Annotated in this window: 23 protein-coding genes; 10 read left to right on the top strand and 13 right to left on the bottom strand. The window is 52.5% G+C overall.

The features are described from left to right. The first annotated feature begins 133 nt into the window (after positions 1-133). Entirely contained in the window at positions 134-721 is a 588-nt protein-coding gene (locus tag NITSA_RS06985; protein WP_013554320.1) for a hypothetical protein, read from the top strand. Here NITSA_RS06985 and smpB read toward each other — a convergent pair. After that, a complete protein-coding gene (gene smpB, locus NITSA_RS06980) occupies positions 718-1,179 on the bottom strand; it encodes an SsrA-binding protein SmpB (protein WP_013554319.1) in 462 nt (153 codons plus the stop codon). The two genes, NITSA_RS06985 and smpB, sit on opposite strands and share 4 nt — an antisense overlap. A gap of 189 nt (positions 1,180-1,368) precedes the next feature. On the opposite strand from smpB, the gene NITSA_RS06975 reads away from it, so the two are divergent. After that, complete coding sequence (locus NITSA_RS06975; protein WP_013554318.1) at positions 1,369-1,989, top strand: hypothetical protein; 621 nt, start codon at positions 1,369-1,371, stop codon at positions 1,987-1,989. A gap of 30 nt (positions 1,990-2,019) precedes the next feature. Further along, positions 2,020-3,012 (top strand): DNA adenine methylase, encoded by a 993-nt coding sequence (locus NITSA_RS06970; protein ID WP_013554317.1) that lies wholly within the window; start codon positions 2,020-2,022, stop codon positions 3,010-3,012. 3 nt (positions 3,013-3,015) lie between these two features. Here NITSA_RS06970 and NITSA_RS06965 read toward each other — a convergent pair whose 3' ends face one another. The 3 genes from NITSA_RS06965 to NITSA_RS06955 form a co-directional block, all read right to left on the bottom strand. Continuing rightward, positions 3,016-3,795, bottom strand: coding sequence for a 4-(cytidine 5'-diphospho)-2-C-methyl-D-erythritol kinase (locus NITSA_RS06965; RefSeq protein ID WP_013554316.1), 780 nt, complete (start codon positions 3,793-3,795; stop codon positions 3,016-3,018). 97 nt (positions 3,796-3,892) lie between these two features. Further along, positions 3,893-4,732: a tRNA pseudouridine(55) synthase TruB gene (gene truB, locus NITSA_RS06960; protein WP_013554315.1), complete on the bottom strand. Its 840-nt coding sequence runs from the start codon at positions 4,730-4,732 to the stop codon at positions 3,893-3,895. Positions 4,733-4,917: 185 nt separating this feature from the next. After that, positions 4,918-6,975 carry an ATP-dependent helicase gene (locus NITSA_RS06955; RefSeq protein ID WP_013554314.1) on the bottom strand — a complete coding sequence of 686 codons (2,058 nt, stop codon included), beginning with the start codon at positions 6,973-6,975 and terminating at the stop codon, positions 4,918-4,920. Positions 6,976-7,197: 222 nt separating this feature from the next. Between NITSA_RS06955 and NITSA_RS06950 the strand changes: the two genes are divergently transcribed. Then, positions 7,198-8,100 (top strand): LysR family transcriptional regulator, encoded by a 903-nt coding sequence (locus tag NITSA_RS06950; RefSeq protein ID WP_013554313.1) that lies wholly within the window; start codon positions 7,198-7,200, stop codon positions 8,098-8,100. Positions 8,101-8,170: 70 nt separating this feature from the next. Here NITSA_RS06950 and NITSA_RS06945 read toward each other — a convergent pair whose 3' ends face one another. After that, positions 8,171-8,596, bottom strand: coding sequence for a rhodanese-like domain-containing protein (locus NITSA_RS06945; protein ID WP_013554312.1), 426 nt, complete (start codon positions 8,594-8,596; stop codon positions 8,171-8,173). Between the two features lie 82 nt (positions 8,597-8,678). Here NITSA_RS06945 and NITSA_RS06940 point away from each other — a divergent pair, with 82 nt between their 5' ends. After that, complete coding sequence (locus NITSA_RS06940) at positions 8,679-10,646, top strand: glycyl radical enzyme family protein (RefSeq protein ID WP_013554311.1); 1,968 nt, start codon at positions 8,679-8,681, stop codon at positions 10,644-10,646. Between the two features lie 32 nt (positions 10,647-10,678). On the opposite strand, the gene NITSA_RS11720 is transcribed toward NITSA_RS06940, so the two are convergent. Then, positions 10,679-10,801: a hypothetical protein gene (locus tag NITSA_RS11720; RefSeq protein ID WP_013554310.1), complete on the bottom strand. Its 123-nt coding sequence runs from the start codon at positions 10,799-10,801 to the stop codon at positions 10,679-10,681. Positions 10,802-10,830: 29 nt separating this feature from the next. After that, positions 10,831-11,523 carry an endonuclease III gene (gene nth / locus NITSA_RS06935; RefSeq protein WP_042203852.1) on the bottom strand — a complete coding sequence of 231 codons (693 nt, stop codon included), beginning with the start codon at positions 11,521-11,523 and terminating at the stop codon, positions 10,831-10,833. Positions 11,524-11,641: 118 nt separating this feature from the next. Between nth and NITSA_RS06930 the strand changes: the two genes are divergently transcribed. The 3 genes from NITSA_RS06930 (at position 11,642) to fbaA (ending at position 14,298) form a co-directional block, all read left to right on the top strand. After that, on the top strand, positions 11,642-12,505 hold the full coding sequence (locus tag NITSA_RS06930) for a peptidylprolyl isomerase (RefSeq protein WP_013554308.1): 864 nt from the start codon (positions 11,642-11,644) through the stop codon (positions 12,503-12,505). Positions 12,506-12,577: 72 nt separating this feature from the next. Then, positions 12,578-13,165: a hypothetical protein gene (locus tag NITSA_RS06925; protein ID WP_013554307.1), complete on the top strand. Its 588-nt coding sequence runs from the start codon at positions 12,578-12,580 to the stop codon at positions 13,163-13,165. Positions 13,166-13,218: 53 nt separating this feature from the next. Then, a complete protein-coding gene (gene fbaA / locus NITSA_RS06920; protein WP_013554306.1) occupies positions 13,219-14,298 on the top strand; it encodes a class II fructose-bisphosphate aldolase in 1,080 nt (359 codons plus the stop codon). Between the two features lie 351 nt (positions 14,299-14,649). Here fbaA and NITSA_RS06915 read toward each other — a convergent pair whose 3' ends face one another. Continuing rightward, entirely contained in the window at positions 14,650-15,663 is a 1,014-nt protein-coding gene (locus NITSA_RS06915; protein WP_013554305.1) for a ribonucleotide-diphosphate reductase subunit beta, read from the bottom strand. Between the two features lie 107 nt (positions 15,664-15,770). Here NITSA_RS06915 and NITSA_RS06910 point away from each other — a divergent pair, with 107 nt between their 5' ends. Beyond that, entirely contained in the window at positions 15,771-16,697 is a 927-nt protein-coding gene (locus NITSA_RS06910; RefSeq protein ID WP_013554304.1) for a 1-aminocyclopropane-1-carboxylate deaminase, read from the top strand. Beyond that, positions 16,697-17,992, top strand: coding sequence for a histidinol dehydrogenase (gene hisD / locus NITSA_RS06905; protein ID WP_013554303.1), 1,296 nt, complete (start codon positions 16,697-16,699; stop codon positions 17,990-17,992). The genes NITSA_RS06910 and hisD overlap by 1 nt, the downstream gene beginning before the upstream one ends. A 10-nt stretch (positions 17,993-18,002) precedes the next feature. On the opposite strand, the gene NITSA_RS10915 is transcribed toward hisD, so the two are convergent. Genes NITSA_RS10915 through NITSA_RS06880 form a run of 5 tightly spaced genes read right to left on the bottom strand, consistent with a single transcriptional unit; the run spans position 18,003 to position 21,904 of the window. Next, positions 18,003-19,814, bottom strand: a complete 1,812-nt coding sequence (locus NITSA_RS10915) for a sensor histidine kinase (protein WP_013554302.1) — start codon at positions 19,812-19,814, stop codon at positions 18,003-18,005. Continuing rightward, a complete protein-coding gene (locus NITSA_RS06895; protein ID WP_245526291.1) occupies positions 19,807-20,472 on the bottom strand; it encodes a response regulator transcription factor in 666 nt (221 codons plus the stop codon). The genes NITSA_RS10915 and NITSA_RS06895 overlap by 8 nt, the downstream gene beginning before the upstream one ends. Then, positions 20,454-21,062 (bottom strand): hypothetical protein, encoded by a 609-nt coding sequence (locus NITSA_RS06890; protein WP_013554300.1) that lies wholly within the window; start codon positions 21,060-21,062, stop codon positions 20,454-20,456. Before NITSA_RS06890 ends, NITSA_RS06895 begins: the two co-directional genes overlap by 19 nt. Beyond that, entirely contained in the window at positions 21,031-21,414 is a 384-nt protein-coding gene (locus NITSA_RS06885; RefSeq protein ID WP_013554299.1) for a cytochrome c, read from the bottom strand. The genes NITSA_RS06890 and NITSA_RS06885 overlap by 32 nt, the downstream gene beginning before the upstream one ends. After that, positions 21,401-21,904: a thioredoxin family protein gene (locus NITSA_RS06880; protein ID WP_013554298.1), complete on the bottom strand. Its 504-nt coding sequence runs from the start codon at positions 21,902-21,904 to the stop codon at positions 21,401-21,403. Before NITSA_RS06880 ends, NITSA_RS06885 begins: the two co-directional genes overlap by 14 nt. Positions 21,905-22,030: the final 126 nt, after the last annotated feature.

The raw sequence follows: 22,030 nt of genomic DNA, 5'->3' as shown, positions 1-22,030 counted from the left end.
CAAGAGTCTTTTTATCAAATTCAGTCACTTACTTAGTGTGAGCTCCTAACCATATTCTACGAATCTACAGCAATTCGAAACAAAGCCTTGATTTCCGTTATACTTGCAAAACATTTTTCTCTCAGGGTTCTTTATGAAAGATCTTCTCTATAAAATTCTTCTTCCCATCCAGTATCTACTCGTTTTTCTCTTCATCGTCTTTGAAGAGTTTATCTGGGAGGGGATCGCCAAGCCTGTGGCTCAGTATCTTGCCTCTTTGGGGATTCTGCAACGCCTGGAGCGACTCATTGCGGGGGTGAACCGCTATGTAATCCTGGTCTTTTTCGTTTTGATCTTCGTGGCGGTCGAGCTGGCGGGGGTCACGGCAGGAGTCTTGATGGTTCAGGGGATGTTTTTGCCGGGATTGATGATCTATGCCCTCAAGATCCCCATCGCGGCGTTTACCTTTTGGCTCTTTCGGGTCAGCCGGGAAAAGCTGATGTCCTTTGCCTGGTTTGCCTGGGCCTATGAACGGTTGGTCTATTGGATCGACCGACTCAAAGCGACGAAAATTTACCGACGTTCATTGGAGATATTCGGAGAAATCAAAATCTTTTTAAAAAAGATCAAAGAAGAGCTCAAGGAGCTTTTCTTCCCGGAGAGTACAGGAGAGGGATTTGTAACCCGGCTTAAGGCCCTCTATCGGAAGCTCAAGGCGGAGATTCGGCGCAATAGGCTCTAATAATCGCGGTTTTTCATCGCCTGGGCGGCTTCCCGCTCCATGGTGCGGCGTTTGAGGGTTTCGCGTTTGTCGTGGAGTTTCTTTCCCTTGGCTAGGGCGATGGAGAGTTTGGCCCGGTTGCGTTCGTTGAAATAGAGCATCAGCGGCACGATGGTGAGCCCTTCGCGACTCACTTTGCCGTAGAGGGAGTGGAGCTGTTTTTTGTGCAGCAGCAGCTTTCTTGGGGCCCGCTCATCTCTGGCGAAGTGGCGGTTGGCGGTATCGAGATGGCCGATATGGGCATTGAGCAGCCAGAGCTCCCCTTTGATGAAGCGGCAGTAGGCATCGTTGATGTTGACCCGCCCCTGGCGCAGGGCCTTGACTTCGCTTCCCTGCAGCTCGATCCCCGCTTCATACTTCTCGAGGATCTCGTATTCGTGTCTGGCTTTTTTGTTCTGTGCGATGATTTTGATGGCCATGGATGCCTTTTATCCTTTGTGACTTTGACGGAATTATAACAGGAAGGGAAAGAGGAGACCACAAAATTTTCTCACTCAAGGCAGAGCTTTGAATAGATAGCTCCATAAAATGTCGGGTTAACACTTTGCGGAGTAATATTGTATTCTGAAATTTATTTTGACTTCGGTCGAAACAGAAGGATAAACAGCGTGGATTTGGAACGGGTGGAGCGGGAATTGAGAAAAAGGCTTGACTACCCCTATCGCTGGGGGAAAAAGCAGTCTGACGATTGGGACAATCGAACCAACTTCATCTATACAACCTACAGCTTCAGAAGATTGTTGGAGAGAACAGCTGCTTTTGATGGAGCCTTAAGGGATTACGCCTTAAACAGATGGTATAACTTTTGGAGCGCGAAGGCGGTTGAATATATCTTTTCCCTGCACGGAAATGTCGAGCCTAATATCAATAAATATGACAAAAGGGTCGATTTTTATATCGAAGGCATTCCCTTTGATCACAAAACCTCGGTTTTTCCGAAAGGTTTCAAGAGGTCCTATGCGTATGCGAGAGCCCACGAAGAGGAGTTGATCTATTGGCTCTATATGAATCAGAGCCAGGAGAAGAGGAAACATTTGAAAAACAGGCTTTTTGTCATCCTCTACGACGGTAAAGATATGCAGCATTGGAAATTAAAAGCGTATATCGGATTTTTGAAACACAAGATAGATACTTATATGGGGCATTTTTCCAAAAATAATTTGCATATTTTCGATTTTGGAGAGGGCAGAGTCTATTCGGATATTTTGTGGGTTTATAGAGATAAATAGTTAGATAAAAAGCGTCAATAAAGATTTGAAATGAATTATATCGGAAGCAAACAGCGGCTCTCTTTATGGATCAAAAGAGAGATAGAGGATGTCGTCGGCGATACAAACGAGAAAATATTTTGCGATATTTTCGCCGGGACCGGCATCGTCGGAAGGATCTTCAAGACAAGTGTAAAAAAGGTAATAGCCAACGATGTCGAATTTTACTCTTTCGTATTGAATAAAAACTATATAGAAAATCACGAACCAATACCGAGGTCTGAAGAGCTCATAACGAAGCTGGATTCTCTAGAGGGCAGAGAGGGGTTTGTTTATAATCATTACTGCCTGGGGAGCGGAAGCGGTCGACAGTATTTCAGTGATGAAAACGGAAAGAAGATCGATGCGATAAGAAGTGAGATCGAAAAGTGGCATCTGTCGGGAGAGATTGATGAGCGTGAATACTATTTTTTACTTGCCAGCCTCCTGGAGAGTGCCGACAAAGTCGCCAACACGGCCAGTGTGTACGGCGCCTTTTTGAAACAGCTGAAAAAAAGTGCCCGGAAGCCTATGACATTGGAACCGGCGCTTTTTGAAACCGGCGATAATGGACACAAGGTCTATCGCGACGATGCCAATCGACTCATCAAAGAGATCGAAGGAGATATCCTCTATCTTGACCCTCCCTACAACCACCGGCAATATGGAGCCAATTATCATATCCTGAACACGATCGCAGAGTATAAACCCTTCGAGCCCAGAGGGAAAAGCGGTCTTCCCGAATATTACAAATCGAACTATTGCAGAAAAAGAGAAGTGGCGAAGAATTTTGACCAATTGATAAGAGATGCGAAGTTCAAATATATCTTCCTCAGTTACAACAACGAGGGGTTGATGAGTGAGAATGAGATAAAAGAGATTATGTCGCAATACGGTCAATACTCTCTGCTCAAACAGGAGTATCAAAGATATAAAGCCGATAACAACCGGGAATATAAAGAGGAAAAAACCTACGAGTATTTACATATTTTGATCAAAGAGTAGGACTTAGGACTTCTTTGCAAGCCTGAAAAAGCTACTTCCGCTACCGCTGAAGAACCATCCCTCCCTGGCATGCTCTTTGAGCCTGGGGCAAGTCAGCAGGGCGGCGGGATAGAGGTCGTTGAGCAGGGCGGGATCGTCGATCCGCTCCAAAAGTCCTTTGGAGGGGAGCTTTTCCCAGCTGGAGAAGGATGCCGGATCGATTCCGGAAAGGAAGTGCTCTTTGAAGGTTCGATAGACTGCCGCAGTGTCGCAGGCGACAGGCGGGGTGTAAATCTCCAGGGGAAGGGGGGCTTCGTCGAAAGGCTCGACGATTTCGCCGAAACCTGAGACATTGGCGCTGGGATAGTCGTGGACGAAAAAAGGGACATCGGCCCCCACGCTCGCCCCGATCCGGGCCAGCTCCTCCAGGGAGATTCTGAGATCGCAGACCCGATGGGTCAGGCGTAAAAAGGCGCCGGCATCGGAGCTGCCGCCTCCCAGACCCGCCTGGGAGGGGATGCGTTTTTCTACGACCACTTTATGATGATAAAAATATTCCAGTAGATCGAGGTCCCCGGTCGCTTCGTTGAGGGCTTTCCAGGCCCGGTAGATGGTATTGGATTCTCTCGGGACCTCGGGGCATCCTTCGATAGTAAACGTGTCGCACTCGGCAGGAACGAAGTAGAGGGTATCGTAAAGATTCTCTACGCGCATAAAACGGGAGAGGATGGTGTGATAGCCCTCTCGGTATCCGGTGATTTTGAGGAAGATGTTGACTTTGGCGTGGGCGTCGATACTCGTCACGGGAGAGTCCCCCGGTGACGAGTATCAACGAGTGAGGAGTGAGGAGTGAGGAGTGAAGAGTTTTTGCGTGCCGCGAAGCGGCAAAATATTATAGGGGTCATTCTTTGCTCTCCTTCATAAACTTCGGCATGCGATTGAGGCGGTATTTGATTTCGCCCTCTTTGAATTCGAGGATGGAGAAGAAATCGTCGGTTTCCACGACATAGAGGCCCTCTTTCTGATTCTCGAAGAAGCGGGGTTGGAGTTTTTTGCCCAGTTCCAGCCATTGGGGATCTCCGAAATAGCGGTTTTTGGGCGGGGCGAGGTACTCCAGGGGATCGAGCGCCTCTTCTTTGCCGATTTGGAATTTCCCTTCGTGAAGGCGCCGCAGGCTGCTCAGGGTCCCCGGAACCCCCAGCACCTCGGCGATCATTTCCCCCAGACTCCGGATGTAGGTGCCTTCACTCACTGTCGCTTCAAAGGTGATGAAGGGATGGCGGTAGTGGAGGAGTTTGAGCTCATAGATTTCCGAGCGCACTTTTCTGAGCTCGATATCCCCACCCCGGCGCATCACGTCGTAGGCCCGCTCTCCGCCGATCTTTTTGGCGCTGTATTTGGGGGGCAGATACTTCAGCTCCCCCTCCAGCGAAGCCAAAATTTCCCACAGTTTCGTTTCATCCACTTTCGCTGTCTCGACGATTCGGGTGATATTCTCGATATCGAGACTCGCCGACTCCGCTCCCAGCCAGAGGGTGGCCCGATAACTTTTGGGCGTTTTTTTCAAATATTGAAAGAGTCGGGTGTATTGCCCCGTAGCCACGATCAGACAGCCGGTGGCGAAAGGGTCCAGCGTGCCGGAGAAGCCCACCTTCTTAGCGCCGTATTTCCGTTTGATGACGTTCATATAGCGGTTGGAGGAGATGAAGATGGGCTTGTCCACCACAAAAAGGCGGTTCACAGGGGGCTCCTCTTCGAGGAGCAATGAGTAATGAGTAATGAGTAATGAGTAATTAAGGTAAGCGTTGTTTTACAACGCTTTTTTATAGAATGGAAGATGGAAGATGGAAGATGGAATGTTAAATCATCGCATCGCAAAGCGATGCCCCATAATTTCTCATTTCTCATTTCTATTTTCTCATTCGCTTACGCTGGTTGGACGAAAGAGCTGAGGATCTCTTTTTTGGTGCCGCCGAAGTTGATTCGGAGTTTGTACTCTTTGCCTGATTTGCTTACCGCCTGGACCCGGCCGATGCCGAAGATTTTGTGTTTGACCAGGTCGCCTTTTTTGTATTCGGCGTTGCGGGTCACTTTGAGGCTGGCGTTTTGGATCAGGCCGGCTTCGCCCAGGAAGCGGCTCTTTTCCAGTTGCTTGCGGCGCCCTTTGTAGAAGCGGCTGTCGCTGTAGCAGAGGGTCAGATGGGTCTTGGCCCGGGTGATGGCGACATAACCGAGCCGGCGCTCCTCTTCCATATTGCACCCGTCGCCCAGCAGGGGGAAGAACTCCTCTTCCATTCCGATGACGTAGAGGTGCTCAAACTCCAGCCCCTTGGCGGCGTGGATGCTCATGATGGTGATGGCGTCTCCCTCCACTTCGTCCTGGTCGCTTTGCAGGGAGATGTCGTTGAGGAACTCGTCGAGGGTGAGCTCAGGGTTTTTCATTACCGAATCCCTCAGGTAACCGTAAAATTCGTCGATGTTAAGGATCCGCTCAAACCCATCGACCATAGAGCCGTAAAAATCCTTTAGGCCAATCTTCTCTTCGAAAAAGTCGACGAAGTTGTAGAGGGATTTTTCCGCCTCATCCTGGAGTTCGTGGATCGTTTCGTTGAGCGTTTTGAGGGTTTTGGCGGCCTTTTTGCTCACCGCGGAGGCGAGCTCCGCTTCGCTGCTGCTCTCGATGGCCTGGTAGAGAGATTGCTGACGCTCGTGGGCCAGGCGCATCAGCTTGTCGATGCTGGTCTTTCCCAGGCCCCGCTTGGGTTTGTTGATGATCCGAAGGAAGGAGAAGTCGTCGTGGGGATTGGAGAGGACACGGAAGTAGCTGATGATGTCCTTGATCTCCGCACGCTCGTAGAAGCGCATCCCGCCGATGAGCTTGAAGGGCAACCCTTCCCGGCTGAATCCCTCTTCGAGGGAACGGGAGAGGGCGTTGATGCGGTAGAGCACGGCAATCTCGTCGGGATCGACCCCCTCGGCGAGCAGGCCCTTGATCTTCTGGGCGATGTTGCGCGCTTCGTGGGCTTCGTCGAGAGAGTGGAGCAGTTCCACCTCGGGTCCGTCGCCTCGGTGGCTGACGAGCTTTTTGCCCAGGCGTTTGCTGTTGTGTTCGATGAGGGCGTTGGCGGCTTCGAGGATGGGCCTGGTGGAGCGGTAGTTGGTCTCCAGCTTGACCACCTTGGTATTGTCGAAGTGCTGGTGAAAATCGAGGATGTTTCGGATGTTGGCTCCTCGCCAACCGTAGATGCTCTGGTCGTCGTCCCCCACGACACAGAGGTTATCGTGTTCGCTGCAGAGTTGGCGCAGGAGTTTATACTGCAATTCGTTGGTATCCTGATACTCGTCGACCATAATGTATTGGTAGCGTTGGCTGGTCTCTTTGCGAAGATCCTCGTTCTCTTCGAGGATGCGGTAGGTGAGCATCAGCAGATCGTCGAAGTCGACGAGGTTGTTCTCTTCGATGTTCTCCTGGTAGAGCTGATAGATCCGGGCGGCTTTTTTGTAGTCGGGGAGCTCCGCCTTGGCGACCACCTCTTCGGGGGTCAGGAGGGTGTTTTTGTATTTGGAGATCTCCGAAGCGAGGAAAGAGAGGTTGAGGTCGATCTTCTGATCTTTGGCGAGAGAACGGATGAGGCGCTTCTTGTCGTCGCTGTCGATGATGACGAATCGGTTGTCCCGTCCCAGGCGTTCGATATGGAATTTGAGAAAGATCAGGCCGAATTTGTGGAAGGTGCAGAGCAGAGGAGGGTAGGCCGCTTTGTCCCCGATCATACGCAAAGCCCGGTCACGCATCTCTGTAGCCGCTTTGTTGGTAAAGGTGAGGGTGAGGGTATTGGCGGGATCGATTCCCACTTCGCCCAGGAGGTAGGCCAGTCGGGTCGTCAGGGTTTTGGTCTTGCCGCTGCCCGCTCCGGCGAGGATCAAAAGCGGGCCGTCGATATGGGTGGCAGCTTCACGTTGAGCGTCGTTCAGTTCATCGAGCATAAAATCATCTTTCGTTTGCCATTTTGATTTTGTGGCCTTAAATTGAAATTATTATATCGTCTGGGCTTTAAATTTTGATGGAGAAGCCGGGTTTTCGGCATTCAAAGTGATTGATGAAAATAAGGATAGACCTCCGAATGGTAATAAGTTTGACTTATGCTTATATTCGTTAGAATGTTAATGGATTTATAAGGCAAGTGACGGAAGGGGGAGTAGAGGGTTATGCTGAAAGATTTTACAAAACTGGAAACGTTTTTGACGGTAGTGAGGGAGCGGAGTTTTTCCCGGGCGTCGGCGAAACTGGGAATTTCCCAGCCCGCGGTGACGCAGCAGATCAAATTCATCGAAAACTATCTCGACACCAAGGTGATCGAGCGGAAGAAAAACGGGATCCGCCTGACCAACGCGGGAGAAGAGCTCTATAAGGTCGCCGTGCAATTGGAAAAGTGCATCCACGAAGCCGATGCCGATATTCTGAGGATTATCAACAAGAAAGTCACCTTCCACCTGGGCGCCTCCTTCACCATCGGAAACTACGTCATCCCGGGCGAGTGTCTCAATACTCTGAGCGAAATGATCAACAACGATGTGAAACTGGATGTCGATGTAAGCAAACATATCGTCAAGGGGGTTAAGGACCACAAGATCGATTTGGGCCTCATCGAGGCGCACATCACCGACGACGACCTGGTGATCCGGGAGTGGCGGGAAGATGAATTGGTGGTCTTCAGCAATGTCCCCATCCCCAAGGTCCTGCGTCCCGAGGATCTCTACGAATTCAAATGGGTGTGCCGGGAAGAGGGGAGCCAGACCCGGAAGGTGGTGCAGGAGGTCTTCGAGGATCTGGGCGTGCGGTGCAAAGACTTCAACGTCCTTTCGGATGTTTCAAGCTCCACGGCGGTTTTGCAAACGGTCAAAAAGAGCAAAAAAGATGCTGAGCATCCCACCGTCTCCATTATTTCCCGTTACGCCATCGCCGATGAGGTGCAGGAGGGGACACTCTATGAGGCGCGGCTTCAGGGGTATACGATGCTCCGGAAATTCTACATCATTTACCACAAAGACAACAAGCACAACGCCTACGTCAACAATACGGTCGACTTCATCCTTTCGGGAAAATGCTGATTGGTCGTTAGTCGTTATGGCAGCGGATAAAAATTACTAATTATTAGTTTCTCGGTTACTCATTACTCGGTTATTCGGTTACTCGATTATTTTTAGGTTTGATGACCGGCTTGCCCAATTCTCTCCATCCATATTCGATGCCCCCTTTGAGCTCATAGACTTTTTTGTAACCCAGTTTTTCGCTCAGCCACTTTCCCAACGCCTTGCTTCGGTTGGCGTGGGCACAATAGAGGATAAAGGGACGGTTTTTGTCCGGGACCAGTTGTGAAAACTTTTCCATCCATTGGCGGATATGGGGATGCCCTTGAGCGTCGAAAAACATGATCAGATGGGCCCCGGGGATGATCCCGCGCTCCTGCCACTCGGCCGGAGTGCGGATGTCGATGAGTGGAACGCCGCTCTTTTGCATTTTGATCACGGTTTCCGCATCGACGGTTCGAAACTCCGCCCAGGCCGCGAAGGTCATTAAAATCAGAATGAAGTAGATTCTTTTCATCGTGTTTCCTTATCGGCGATTTTGACATGTATCCTATCCAATCTCTGTGAAACGATATTATAATAATAGGAAGGAGGGGACAATGATGAGTGGAATTTCCTATCCGGTCGAAGAGCATTTTGTCCTCGACGGGAAGACGAAGGAAGCATTGCGGCAGCGGCCGGTGCGTTTCGGATTCGGAGCGTTCGGTGAAACGGTCTATTATCGTACCTACAGCCGCCTGAAGCCCGATGGGAGCCAGGAGCACTGGCCTGATACGGTGATCCGCGTGATCGAAGGGGTCTTTTCTCTGCGTAGAGAGCATTATCGGAGGAATAATCTTGACTGGGATGAAGAGCATTGGCAGCGCTATGCTTCGAAAATGGCCGAAGCGATGTTCGAAATGCGTTGGCTTCCGCCAGGCCGGGGACTCTGGGCTATGGGGACGAAATTTGTCTACGAGCGGGGGAGTGCGGCGCTCAACAATTGCGGGGCGGTGGATACCACGGATCTGATTGCGGCTGCCGACTGGCTCATGGATATGCTGATGTGCGGGGTGGGTGTAGGCTTCAATACCGCCTGGCCGGGTGAACTCGTACACTTCCCTGAAGGGGCGGAAAAACTTTACCGCATCCCCGACAGCCGGGAGGGTTGGGTTGCCTCGGTGCGACTCTTGATGGAAAGCTATCTGCGGGGAGGGCCCCGCTACCGTTTTGATTATTCACAGATTCGTCCCGAGGGCTCTCCCATCCGAGGCTTCGGCGGAACCGCTGCTGGGCCGGAGCCGCTTAGAGAACTTCACAGTGCGCTTGAGAAGATCTTCCGTAGTTATGCAGCGGGAACGATCGATAGGACCCGCTGTATCGTGGATGTGATGAATTCTATCGGCAAATGCGTGGTCGCCGGCAACATCCGGCGTAGTGCGGAGATGGCTCTGGGCTCTATCGACGACCGAAGCTTCCTGGAACTGAAGGACTATCGCAAACATCCTGACCGGGAGGCGATCGGATGGATTTCCAACAATACGGTGCTCCTGGAGAAAGCAAAAGACTTTGAGAAGCTTCAGCGCGTGGTCCCCGGTATTCTCGACAATGGCGAACCGGGCTTGATCAACCTGATCAACGTGCAACGATACGCCCATTTCGGGGAGGAGTCTCCTGACCGGGCCTGGCTGAGCAATCCCTGTGCGGAGATTCCCCTGGAGAGCTTCGAACTCTGTAATCTTGCCGAGGCCTTTCCCACCCGATGTGATGATGAAGAAAGTTTTTTCCGTGCTTTGGAATTTGCCACTTTTTATGCCTCCACCGTTACGCTGCTGCCGACCCATCGCCCCGAGACCAATGCCGTTGTGGCGCGCAACCGGCGTATCGGTGTGAGTGTTTCGGGGATTGCCGACCTTCTGGACCGGAAGGGTGCAGCGAAACTGATCCGCTTGCTCAAGAAGGGGTACCTTCATGTGCGCCAGCTCAATCAGCAATGGGCGGAGGAGGCGGGAGTTCCCGCCTCGGTACGCGTTACGACCGTCAAGCCTTCCGGGACAATCAGCCAGCTGGCGGGCGTGAGCTCCGGGATGCACTTTCCTCCCTTTCGCTATGCAATCCGCCGAATCAGGATCGGTGATGACAGCAAAATCTCTGCGCTCCTCAAGGAGGCGGGAGTTCCCCATGAACCGGATCGCTACAGTGAGGAGACCAGTGTGTTCGAATTTCCGATCGACCAAGGGGAAACAAGGGAAGTCTCCGAGGTCTCCGCATGGGAGCAGTTTACCCTTCTAGCGACACTTCAGCGGGAGTGGAGCGACAATATGGTCAGCTGCACCATCAGCTTCGATCCCGAAAAAGAGGGGTCACGAATTGAAGAGATGCTGGCCTTTTTCCTTCCGATGATTAAATCGGTTTCGATGCTTCCGAGGCGGGAGGGTGGCACCTATCCCCAGATGCCCTATGAAAGGATCAGCGAAGAGGAGTACCGTCGGCGTATGACTCAAATGCCGCATATCGATTGGAACCGTCTCGGTGGATACGAAGGAACAGGAAGCCGCTACTGTAGTGACGAAGCATGTGAACTCTGATGAGAATGAGAGTAAGTATATAAGTATACGGTCTATTTTCTCTCAGAGTCGCTATTCCCCCCTTTCTTTTTGGGGCTTTTGAGGATCCAGAAGGCTGCCACAAGGATCATTAGCATCAGCCCGCCGTTGATATACTCTCCAAGTAGACTTGTCATAGTCGCTCCTTTCCGAGGCGAAATTGTTTTTATCTCGGTTTGAAATTATCTTTGCTCTTGCAATACTCCGTGAGAAAACAGCGCTCACATTCGGGTTTGACCGCTTTGCAAATGTAGCGTCCGAAGAGGACCATCGCCTGATGGAGGCGATGCAGATCGGTTTTGAATTTGCGGACCAGGTCCTCCTCCGTCCCCTCAGGGGTCGTGGCGTTGCTGAGGCCCAGCCGGTGGGCGACCCGGAAGACATGGGTATCGACCGCCATCAGATTGGCGCCGGTATATTCGATGAGGACCACGTGGGCGGTTTTCTGCCCGACGCCGGGGAGTTTGACCAGTTCCTTTTCATCGAGGGGGATCTCTCCGCCGTACTGCTCCTCCACCATACGGGCCATCGCCACCAGGTTTTTGGCTTTGTTGTTGAAAAAGGAGCAGCTTTTTATCAGCTCTTTGACCTCTTCGACATCGGCTTGGGCCAATGCGTGGATGTCGGGGTATTTTTCAAAGAGGGCGGGGGTGATGATGTTGACCCGTTTGTCGGTGCATTGAGCTGAGAGCATCACGGAGACCAGCAGTTCATAGAGGTTGCGGTAGTGAAGCTCCGTCACACTGTCCGGATAGTGCTCCAGCAAAAGCCGTTTGATCTCTTCGATCTCTTTGCGGGTTGCCAACTTGACCTTCTTGACCTTGCCTTTGGGGAGTGCCACCGTCGCTGTCCTCTTCATAAAATTACCCGAATCTTAGCATAGGATCGGGCAAGAGCGCTAATAACAGTTAATAAATGATTTAATATGAGCCGATATACTTCAAGCAAAGTAAATCAAAAAACAGAAGGATGAATCGATGAAGAGAAAATTGCTGGCAACCGCACTCAGCTTCAGTATGGGAGCGACGCTTTTGAGCGCATCGGATGTCATCGCCGTCGTCAACGGCCACAAGATCACCAAGGCGGAGGTCAATACCTTCCTCCGCCAGAGTATGCCCAATCAACCCATTACCTATGATATGCTCGATCCCAAGACCAAAAAGAAGGTTCTCGACGGCCTCATCGAGACGGAGATCCTGGCCGAAGCGGCCCAGAAGGCCGGGGTGGAGAAGAACCCCGAGTTTCAGCAGATGCTCGATATGGCGAAGAAGAAGCTGATGATCAACGCCTGGGCGAAAGATGAGTTTAAAAAGATTATCGTCAGCGAGAGCGAGGCGAAAGAGTTTTATCAGAAACACCAGGATAAGTTTACACGCCCGGCTCAGGTCCACGCCCGCCATATCCTCGTCAAAAGTGAAAAGAAGGCCCAGGAGATCATCGATCAGCTCAAAGGGCTCAAGGGTGAAGCCCTCCAAAAGAGATTCATCGAGCTGGCCAAGAAGGAATCAACTGGGCCCACAGGCCCCAAAGGGGGAGATCTGGGCTATTTCGGCAAAGATCAGATGGTCCTGCCTTTCTCCAAGGCCGCTTTTGCCTTGAACAAAGGGGAAATCACCACCAAACCGGTCAAGACCCAGTTTGGATGGCACGTGATCTATGTGGAGGATAAAAAGCCGGCCCAGACCATTCCTTTTGATGCGGTCAAGGATCGGGTCATCGCTGCGCTCAAGCAGCAGCGCTTCGCCGAAAAGATGAAAAAAGAGACAGAACTTCTCAAAAAGAAGGCTTCGATTACCATCGAGGGTGCCGAAAAAGCCGCCGAGGAGACCCCTTCCAAATAATGAAACTCAGCCGTATTTTCACGGTTTGAGTTTACAATATCCCCAAGAACCCAATTGCAAAGGAAAGTCAGGATGAAACGAATCGCAGGAATCGCATTGATCGCAGTGACGATGGGCGTGACAGCCCTGTCGGCCCAGGTGATCGCCACAGTTAACGGCTATGAGATCACCAAAAAAGAGGCGGACGCATTTGTCAAGCGTGTGACACACGGAAGAGCCACCTTCAATATGCTCAAGAAAAAGGACCAGAAACGGGTCATCAAAGAGCTGGCGACCCAAAAGCTCCTCACCCGTACCGCCGCCAAAGAGTTGAGCAAAAAGGAGAAACTGGCCATCTGGACCGACCTCTATATCCGCAAACACTACAAAGAGCTTCAGCAGAAGGCGAAAAAAGAGCTGAGCGTTCCTGAGAAATATATGGCCGACGCCGAGCTCTGGGTCCGGAAAAACGCCGCCAAGATTCCTGTAACGGATGAGGAGCTCAAAGCCGAGTATAAAAAACGTAAAAAGCTTTTCAAAGACCCCAAGACCGGAAAAATCCTGCCTTTTGAGAAGGTCAAACCGCTGATCGCCTTTGAAGTCAAAAAGATGAAATTCGTCAAAGAGTTTATGAAAAAGGCCAAGATTAATTACCATCCCAAGGCCAAAACGGCGAAATAGAGCGGCAGAAGTGACGCGAAGAAATAAGTTGAAAGTGTAGGAGGCAAAAACGTATGAGTCAGAAAATTTCCGAGTTGGTACAGCCCGGTGTCGTCACAGGGGACGATCTGCAGAAGATCTTCGAAGTGGCCAAGGCGGAGGAGTTCGCTCTGCCGGCGGTCAATGTGGTGGGAACCGATTCGGTCAATGCCGTGATGGAAGCGGCCGCCAAGGTCAATTCGCCGGTCATCGTGCAGTTTAGCAACGGGGGAGCCTCTTTCTATGCCGGAAAAGGGCTCAGCAACGAGAATGAAAAGGCGGCGATTCTCGGGGCGATCAGTGGAGCCAAGCATGTCCACACCCTGGCCGAAGCCTACGGGATTCCGGTCATTCTCCACACCGATCATGCCGCCCGCAAACTCCTGCCCTGGATCGACGGACTCCTCGAAGCCAGCGAAGAGCATTTCAAGCAGTACGGCAAACCGCTTTTCTCTTCCCATATGATCGACTTGAGCGAAGAGCCCCTGGAGCAGAATCTCGCTACGTGTGAAGAGTATTTGCGTCGGATGGATAAGATGGGAATGACTCTGGAGATCGAACTGGGGATCACCGGGGGAGAAGAGGACGGTGTGGACAATACCAACGTCGACAACGCCGCGCTTTACACCCAGCCCGAAGAGGTCTGCGAAGCTTACGAACGTCTCAGCGCCATCAGCCCCCGCTTCACCATCGCCGCCAGCTTCGGAAACGTCCACGGGGTCTACAAGCCTGGGAATGTCCATCTGGAGCCCAAGATCCTGCGCAACTCCCAGGAGTACATTCAGAAGAAACTCGGCACCGGCCCCAAGCCGGTCAGTTTCGTTTTCCATGGCGGCAGCGGCTCCAGCCCCGAGGAGATCAAAGAGGCGATCAGCTACGGCGTGGTCAAGATGAATATCGATACCGATACCCAGTGGGCCTTCTGGGACGGCGTGCGGGGTTATGTGGCGAAATACCATGACTATCTCCAGAGCCAGATCGGCAATCCCGAAGGGGAGGACAAACCCAACAAGAAGTATTACGACCCCCGCAAATGGCTCCGTGCCGGTGAAGAGTCGATGCGGGACCGGGTGGTCAAAGCTTTTGAAGAGCTCAACTGTATCGATCGGTATTAGCCGCAAGTCCCAGGCACGGGGCTTCGTCCCTCACGTCGCAAGTAATTTCAATCCGGTGTAAAATCGGCAATCAAAAATTCTCCATTTTCAATTCTCGATTAATCTTCAATCTTCTTTTTCTCCAGATATCTATGCGTTTCTGTTCCTTTCTTTCTTCTTTGTTTCGCCCCAAAGAAGAAGAGAAACGAACCCAAAGAAAGAAGAAAGGGCGAGGGACTGATGTCACTGAAGGGCTCCCACTGGAAAAGTTCTCCAGGAAAAAAGGGTGAACTTTTTTAGGCTTTCAGTAAGAAAAAATCTAGATTTTATGAAAGAATGGGAGAGCGAAGAGGCTTTTCCAGCCCCCTGGGATCAGAAGTCGTCCAGGTCGAGGCTGTTTTTGGCGTAGTTGGCTACGTTGCTCTCGAAGAAGTTGCTGCGGACATCGTTCATCTTCAGGTGTTTTTCTACGAGCTTCTGAAGGTAGGTCTGGGGGGTCTCTTCGAAGATGGGTTCCAGGCCGATTTTGTTGAGCCGGTCGTTGGCATAGTTGTAGACAGTCTTTTCCATCAGCTCATCGGTCAAGCCCATAATAGGGTAGTTCTCCAACAGGTATTTCCCGTATTCCAGTTCGATATCCACCGCTTCCTGGATCATCTCATAAGCTTTGTCGACGATGGAAGCGGGGATCTTGTTCTCTTTGTAAATCGTTTTGAAAATGTTGGCAAAAAGCGGCAGGTGAGTGTTGATCTCGTCCCGGGCGATGAATTTGATCATATCCCGGGCGCCGGGGACCTTGTCGCCCAGGACATAGATGTAGCTGAAGCCCAGCAGGAAGTAGATCCCCTCCAGGTTGACGCTGGCCATAGCACTAAGCAGCATCTCTTCGGCGGAGTTGCCGTCGATGTAGCGGGCGAACTGGTTGGCGATGCGCTGGTTTTTGCGGTTGAGGGCCGCATCGTGTTTGTAGAGGTCGAAGACTTCGTCGGAGTTGCCGGCGGCATCGAGGAGGACAGCGTAGCTCTTGGAGTGGTTGACCTCCTGCATAATCTGCAGGCTCAGGGCTGCTTTGACCAGGCGGTTGTTGGCCAGGCGGCGGAAATCGCTTAAGTACTCCTCCTGGGCGCTGTCGTTGAAGCTGAGCTGGGCGAAGGTGAGTTTGTAGATCGCCTGCTCATTGTCGGTGAGCAGGTCGAAGTGTTTCTTCTCGTTGGCGGTGTTGACCTCCGAGGGGAACCATGTATTGGCATTCATCAGGTCGTAGAGGTTGACGCTCCATTTGTAGCGGGGACGGTTGAAATCGACGAAGCCCGTCGGATTTCCACCGTAGATCTTCTCATCGAGGATCGGCTCACCGTTGGGATTGTAATAATGTTCGGGTTTCATCTGTTGCTTATCCTTCTCTTTTATAGTCTGGAAAATGAGGTATTATACGACAGAAATCTAAAGTATAGGTCGGGTCCTTTCATAGTGCCCAGTGTGGGGGGATTTGTATGGAGTTGGAACTTGCTGCACCCACTCCGGTTGAATCGATTGTCATTGAGGGAAAGCATTTCTACCTGAAGCGGGATGATCTGATCCATCCCGATTTTTCCGGGAACAAAGCTCGCAAGTTTCATCACTGGCTCCGGGCCGATCTGCCCCGGATAAAGCGTGTGGTCTCCTACGGCTCCGTACAATCCAACGCGATGTACTCCCTCTCGGTCCTGGCGAAGATGCGGGGTTGGGAATTTCACTACTATGTCGATCACATCCCCGGGTATTTGCGGGAGCATCCCGTGGGGAATTACCGGGCGGCGCTGGAGAACGGAGCAGTTTTTAATGAGAAAATAGAAATGAGAAATGAGAAATTCGGGGAAGAGACACTCTTTGTCGAAGAGGGAGGGCGTCAGCCCGAAGCCGAGGAAGGGATCGCCCTTCTGGCGGGGGAGATATCGCAGTGGCAGCGTGAAAACGGCATTGAAAAGCTGACCGTCTTTCTCCCCTCCGGCACCGGCACCACCGCACTCTATCTCAATAAATCTTTCTCAACGCTCAACACTCAACGCTCAGATCTGACGACGAAAGTCGTCACCGTTCCCTGTGTGGGAGATGCCCGATATCTGCGCAAACAGTTTGCCATGCTTGAGCCGGATGAGGATTTGTGGCCCCGGATCGTTGATCTGCCCAGGAAATATCACTTCGGCAAGCTCTACCGGGAGTTTTACCAACTTTGGCTAGAATTGTATCGACAGACGGGGGTGGTCTTCGACCTGCTCTACGATCCCAAAGGATGGCAGACGTTGTTGCAATACCGTGAGGACCTGGATGGGGCGCTGCTCTATCTCCATCAGGGCGGGCTCAAAGGCAACGAAAGTATGCTGCCGCGCTACCGGAGAAAATTCCCCGATCTTGAAAAAGAAAACTGTGGAGAGAAGTGATGAAGATTTATAACAGCAAGGATGAGCGTTTCCCGGAGATTTTCGAAGAGTTGCTGGGACGCGGAGCCATGGATATCGACCAGGTGACCGAGACGGTGGCCGCTCTGCTCAAAGAGATCCGCGAGGAGGGCAACGCCGCTCTGCGCCGGCATATCGCCCGGTTTGACCGCTGGGAGCCTGCCGACGACGCGGCCTTGCAGGTCGATCCCGCGGAGATGGCTATGGCCTACGAAGCGATCGCCCCCGAGCTTCGCGATGCCCTGCACCTGGCCTATGATCGGATCAAGGCTTATCACGAGAAACTCCTGCCCAAATCCTGGTTCGAGTATGAGAAAAACGGCTCGATGCTGGGGCAGAAGGTCACACCGGTAGACCGGGCAGGGCTCTATATCCCCGGCGGCAAGGCGGCTTATCCCAGCTCTCTGCTGATGAATGCCGTGCCGGCGATCGTGGCGGGGGTCGAAGAGATCGTGGTCTGCACCCCCACACCCGATAACGAGATCAATGTGCTCCTGCTGGCGGCCTGTCATCTCTGCGGCATCAAAAAGGTCTTCAAAGTCGGCGGCGCTTCGGCCATCGGGGCGATGGCTTACGGCACCGAAACCATCCCCAAGGTAGATGTGATCACCGGCCCCGGCAATATCTTCGTGGCGACGGCCAAAAAGCTGGTCTACGGCGAAGTCAATATCGATATGATCGCCGGCCCCAGCGAAATCGGGATCCTGGCCGATGGCAGTGCCCGTCCCGATTGGGTGGCGATGGACCTGCTCAGCCAGGCCGAGCACGACGAGATGGCCAGCTCCATTCTCATCACCGACGATGCGGAGCTGGCCAAGAGGGTCGTGGACGAAGTGGAAAAAGCGCTCTCGAAGCTGGAGCGTGAAGCGATCGCGCGCAAATCGATCGAGGAGCGGGGAGCCATTATCGTCACCTCCGATATGGCCGAAGCCATAGACCTGATGAACCAGATCGCCCCGGAGCACCTGGAGGTGATGACCGCCTCGCCTATGGAGCTTCTGGGGAGCATCAAACACGCCGGCGCCATCTTTCTGGGCCACTACACCCCCGAACCCATCGGCGACTACATCGCCGGGCCCAACCATACCCTGCCCACCGGAGGCACGGCGAAGTTCTATTCACCTCTGAGCGTGGAGCATTTCCTCAAAAAATCCTCTCTGATTATGATGACCGAAGCGGGGGTGCGGGAGCTCGGCGATGCCTGTGCTCTCTTGGCCCATACCGAAGGATTGACGGCTCACGAGGCCAGCGTGCGGATCCGCCTGGAGGAAAAATAGTCCATTCAGATCATTCGTCGGATGCTCCCCGTCCTTTTTGCGGGAGGGGGATCGTCAGAGTAAAGCGTGCTCCCTCCCTCGTATTTTCCACCTTCACACTGCCGCCGTATTTCTCTTCGATGATGGTTTTGACCATGTAGAGACCGACTCCGGTTCCTTTTTCCCGCTTGGTACTGAAATAGGGTTCGAAGATCTTCTCCAGGTGCTCCTCCGGGATCCCTCCTGCATTGTCGGAGAGTTCGATCTTCAGTTCATCCTTTTCACATCGGACCTCGATGCGGATTCGCGGGTCGGGGATCTCCCGCTCCATCAGAGCGTCTCGGGCATTGACAATGAGATTGAGAAAGACCTGGGCGAACTGGGTCATCATTCCGTGAAGCTCGACTCTTTCATTCTCCAGGTACTCTATAGAGATGTTCTTATGCTTCAGGTCATAGCCGACGATCTCCATAACCTTGGTATAAGCCTCTTTGACGCTGAAGTTCTCCGCTTCGGTAGCCGGTCGGTAGAAGTTGCGGAAATTCTCGATGGTGTCGGACATAAAAAAGATCTGTTCGTTGGCGATGCTCAACATTTTTTCGAGCTGCTCTTTGTCCAGGCGGTCTTTTTTGTTGAGCGCTTTGAGATTCTGGAGGATCAGGCTCAGGCGGGTGAGGGGGTGGCGCCACTGGTGGGCGATGTTGCCGATCATCTCTCCCAGCTCGGCCAGGCGGGCCTGGTGGATGATGAGACGGTCTTTGCGGGCATTTTCCTCGGTCTTTTCCCGGACCCGATCTTCGAGGGTGTGGCTGAACTCTTCGAGCTCCTGACGCTGCCGGGCGACGATCTCGAACATATGCTCCGTGGGGCGGGCCAGGAGCCAGGAGAGAGGCAGAGCGAGAAGGATCAGGAGGAGGAGCATAATCCCCGCCGCCTGGTAATCCTCTTTTTTCAGGGTCAGGGCGGTGCCGGGTTTGAGTCGGTAGGCGACATAGAGGGTGCGGGTTCCCATCGGCATCGCTTTGACGTAGAAGCGGTGCTTCTCCGAGAGGTATTCGTCGGAGAGTTTTCGGGGAAGTTTCCCGGGAGGTAGGGGGAGGATCTCTGTGAGCTTTTTGGGTTGGTATTTTCTGTCGTAGAATTTCCCTTCGGCGTAGATGACGTAGCCGTCTTTGTCGAAGATGATCGTATCGAAGATGGGGGAGCTGGTGAAAAGCTCGATGATCTTCTGGGCAAAGGTGTTGATGGTCAGCACCCCTTTGAATTTTCCTTCGAAATAGATGGGAGTGGAGACCCGGAAGACCGGAACGATGGGGTGGACGACTTTGCCGTTCTCGATGTTGTAATCGATCTTGGAGGTATGGATTTCGCCCTCTTTGAGCCTGGCGGTCTCATAGAAATAGTAGCGTTTGGATTTGTCCTGGAGTTTGCCGACTTTGTAGGGGTAGCCCTCCGGACTGTCCCGGTCGAAACGCAGGCGCTCTTTGCCGTCGGCCCCGAGAAAACGCAGCTGCATATAGTCATCGTGCTCGAGCATAATGGTGAGGAAGAGGAACTCCGCCGAGTTGAGGTATTTCGGATCGACGACGTAGCTCATAAAATAGGGATTGTAGGCGATGGAGCGAAGGCTGCGGGAGAGATGGGTCAGGTAGAGATTGAGGAAACGCTCTTTGTTGGCTGCCTCGAGCGTCACCTCGGATCGGAATTTCTCCCGCTCCTTTTTGTCGATGAGCCAGTGGCTGAAAAGGTAGAAACTCAGCATCAGCAGGATGCCGTAGATGAAAAATGAGAGGGCCAGAACGGTCGTGAACTTCCGGCGGCTGATGGGGCGGGGCTCAGGCATGGCGGATCCGGTAGCCGACTCCGCGAAGGTTGTCGATGAAATTCTCTTCCAGCTTGTCGCGCAGTTTTTTCATGGTCGTGCGCAGGGTATTGTCGCAGACCTCCTGATCTTCCCAGAGATAATCTTTGATACGCTCTTTGCTGACGATATGGCCACGGTTTTTGAGCAGGAGATGAAGTAGCTGCCGCTCTTTGCGTCCCAGGGGAACTTCGCGCTCACCGTCGAAAAGACGCTCGTTCTTCATATCGAAGCGGTAGCGCTCGGTGACGGCGATCCAGCGCTCGGTTCGCCCCTTGACCAGGTGTTCGATGCGGATCTCCAGCTCCTCGATGTCGAAGGGTTTGCGGACGTAATCGTTGCAGCCGAAACGGTAAGCCTGCTTGAGGTAATCCAGGTCGCTCATCGCGGTAATGAAGATGGCCGGAGTGTCGATGGAAAGATCCCGGAAGCTTCGGAGCACTTCGATGCCGTTGAGACCCGGGGTGTTGATATCCAGCAGCATGATGTCGTAATGGGCGGGGTTGGCTTCGTCGAGGAGCTGTGCCCCGTCGCTGTAGTGATCGACGCGATGATCGAAGAGCTCGAAATAATTCCGGATCTGTTCGGCGATGATGGGGTCGTCTTCCAAAAGCAAAAGTTTCATGGTTTTTTCACACACTCCAAATATTTTCCGACCAGTTTACTGTAATCGGTCAGGATATAATCCGCCACCGTCGTATTGAGCTCGGTGGCATCGTCGCGCACGCCGTAAACGTGGACGTTCAGAGTGATGTATTTGTCACCGACTTTTTGTCGCACATCTTCAGGCAGCATCCGCAGGATGTATGCCCGGTTGTCATAATCCGCAAACAGGTCTCCGACACTGTCGTTGATGGTATTGAAGGCTTCGCTCTCAGAGAGCTGCCGCGGTTCTTTCAGAAGCAGATGCACGATCGTGATCCCCTCACCGGGGAATTCCACCCGCCAGATACCGGAGCGGTAGGGATACCTCCTGCGGCCGCTTTGGATCATGGCATCGGGCCGCTGGTAAAGGCCGGGTTTGATTCGGACGAGTCCCAGCCGTTTCAGGTCGCTTTTGCTGGGGAGAAAAGGGAGTTTGGCATCGGTGAAATATTCATCGACGAAGTCGAGCAGTTCATCGGAGGCCTCTTCGAAAGAGGCCGGAGTGTAATCGTCCGGGCACTCGCCCCTCCCCCCAGCCTGGAGGAGAAGAGCGCTAATAACAGGTAGGAATGCTCTCCGAATCATTGGCGAACTCCTGCAGAAATTTCAAAAGACGATCATGCTCTTTCCCGAATCGGGGGCTTTTGAGGTATTTGATGACCTCCGTCGTATTCTCTTCACCCTCGTGGAGCTCGATCAGCTCTTTGGCGTGATGGTCCAGGAGTTCTTTCCACTCCGCCTGTGTCGCCATATTGCCGCCGAGCTTGCCGGCACCGTGGCAGGCGGAGCAGGCTTTGAGGTAATACTGTTGCCCGATCTTCTCTTTGACGACATGTGTTCCTCGGGGGCGGGCCTGGGTGATCGTGCCGGTCAGCAAAAGGGCCAGTGACACAGCCGGTAAGAATCGTCCGGCGGGAAAACCCTCAAGGCTTTTCATTGCTTTTCCTCCCATAGCGATCACCGTAGAGTTTGTCAAAACGTTTGAGGGCCTCTTTGCCCCATTTGATCAATTCGTCCGCTTTCCAATATCCGTAAATGATCATGTGTTTTTTCCCTTTGCGGTAGAGTTTCTCCTCCCTGGGGCCCATGAAGACAAAAGCCGGTGTCATCGTCACGATGAAACGCTCAGGCGCCTGGTCGGCGGTCTCCTCTTCAATACTGTCACTTCCGGTGGCGGTATCCAAAGAGAGGAGGATGAAATTCTCTTTCAGGAATTTCTGCAATTGGGGATCGGGGAAAACCTCTTCGATCATCTTGGGACAGTAGAAACAGCGTCGGGAGTGGAGAAAGAGGATGATCGGTTTTTTCTCCTGGAGTGCCAGCTCTTTGGCATCGTCGAGATTGCTCATCCAGGCGAGTTCTCCCCCCTTTGCCACTCCCGTTGCCAGGTAGAGACAGAAGATCAATGCAAACACGATCCGTTTCATTTCACTTTTCCCCCTCTTCCCACAAATTGTAGGTGTTTTTTTTTAAGCGATTCTTAGAACGATCCGGCACTTTGGGGGCACTTTATCAACGTATGATGGCGGGTAGAGGATTCCGTCCTCAAGCCC

Source organism: Nitratifractor salsuginis DSM 16511, assembly GCF_000186245.1.
Taxonomy (GTDB): domain Bacteria; phylum Campylobacterota; class Campylobacteria; order Campylobacterales; family Sulfurovaceae; genus Nitratifractor; species Nitratifractor salsuginis.
Note: the sequence above shows the minus strand (reverse complement) of the source record. Positions and strands in the feature narration are given on the sequence as shown.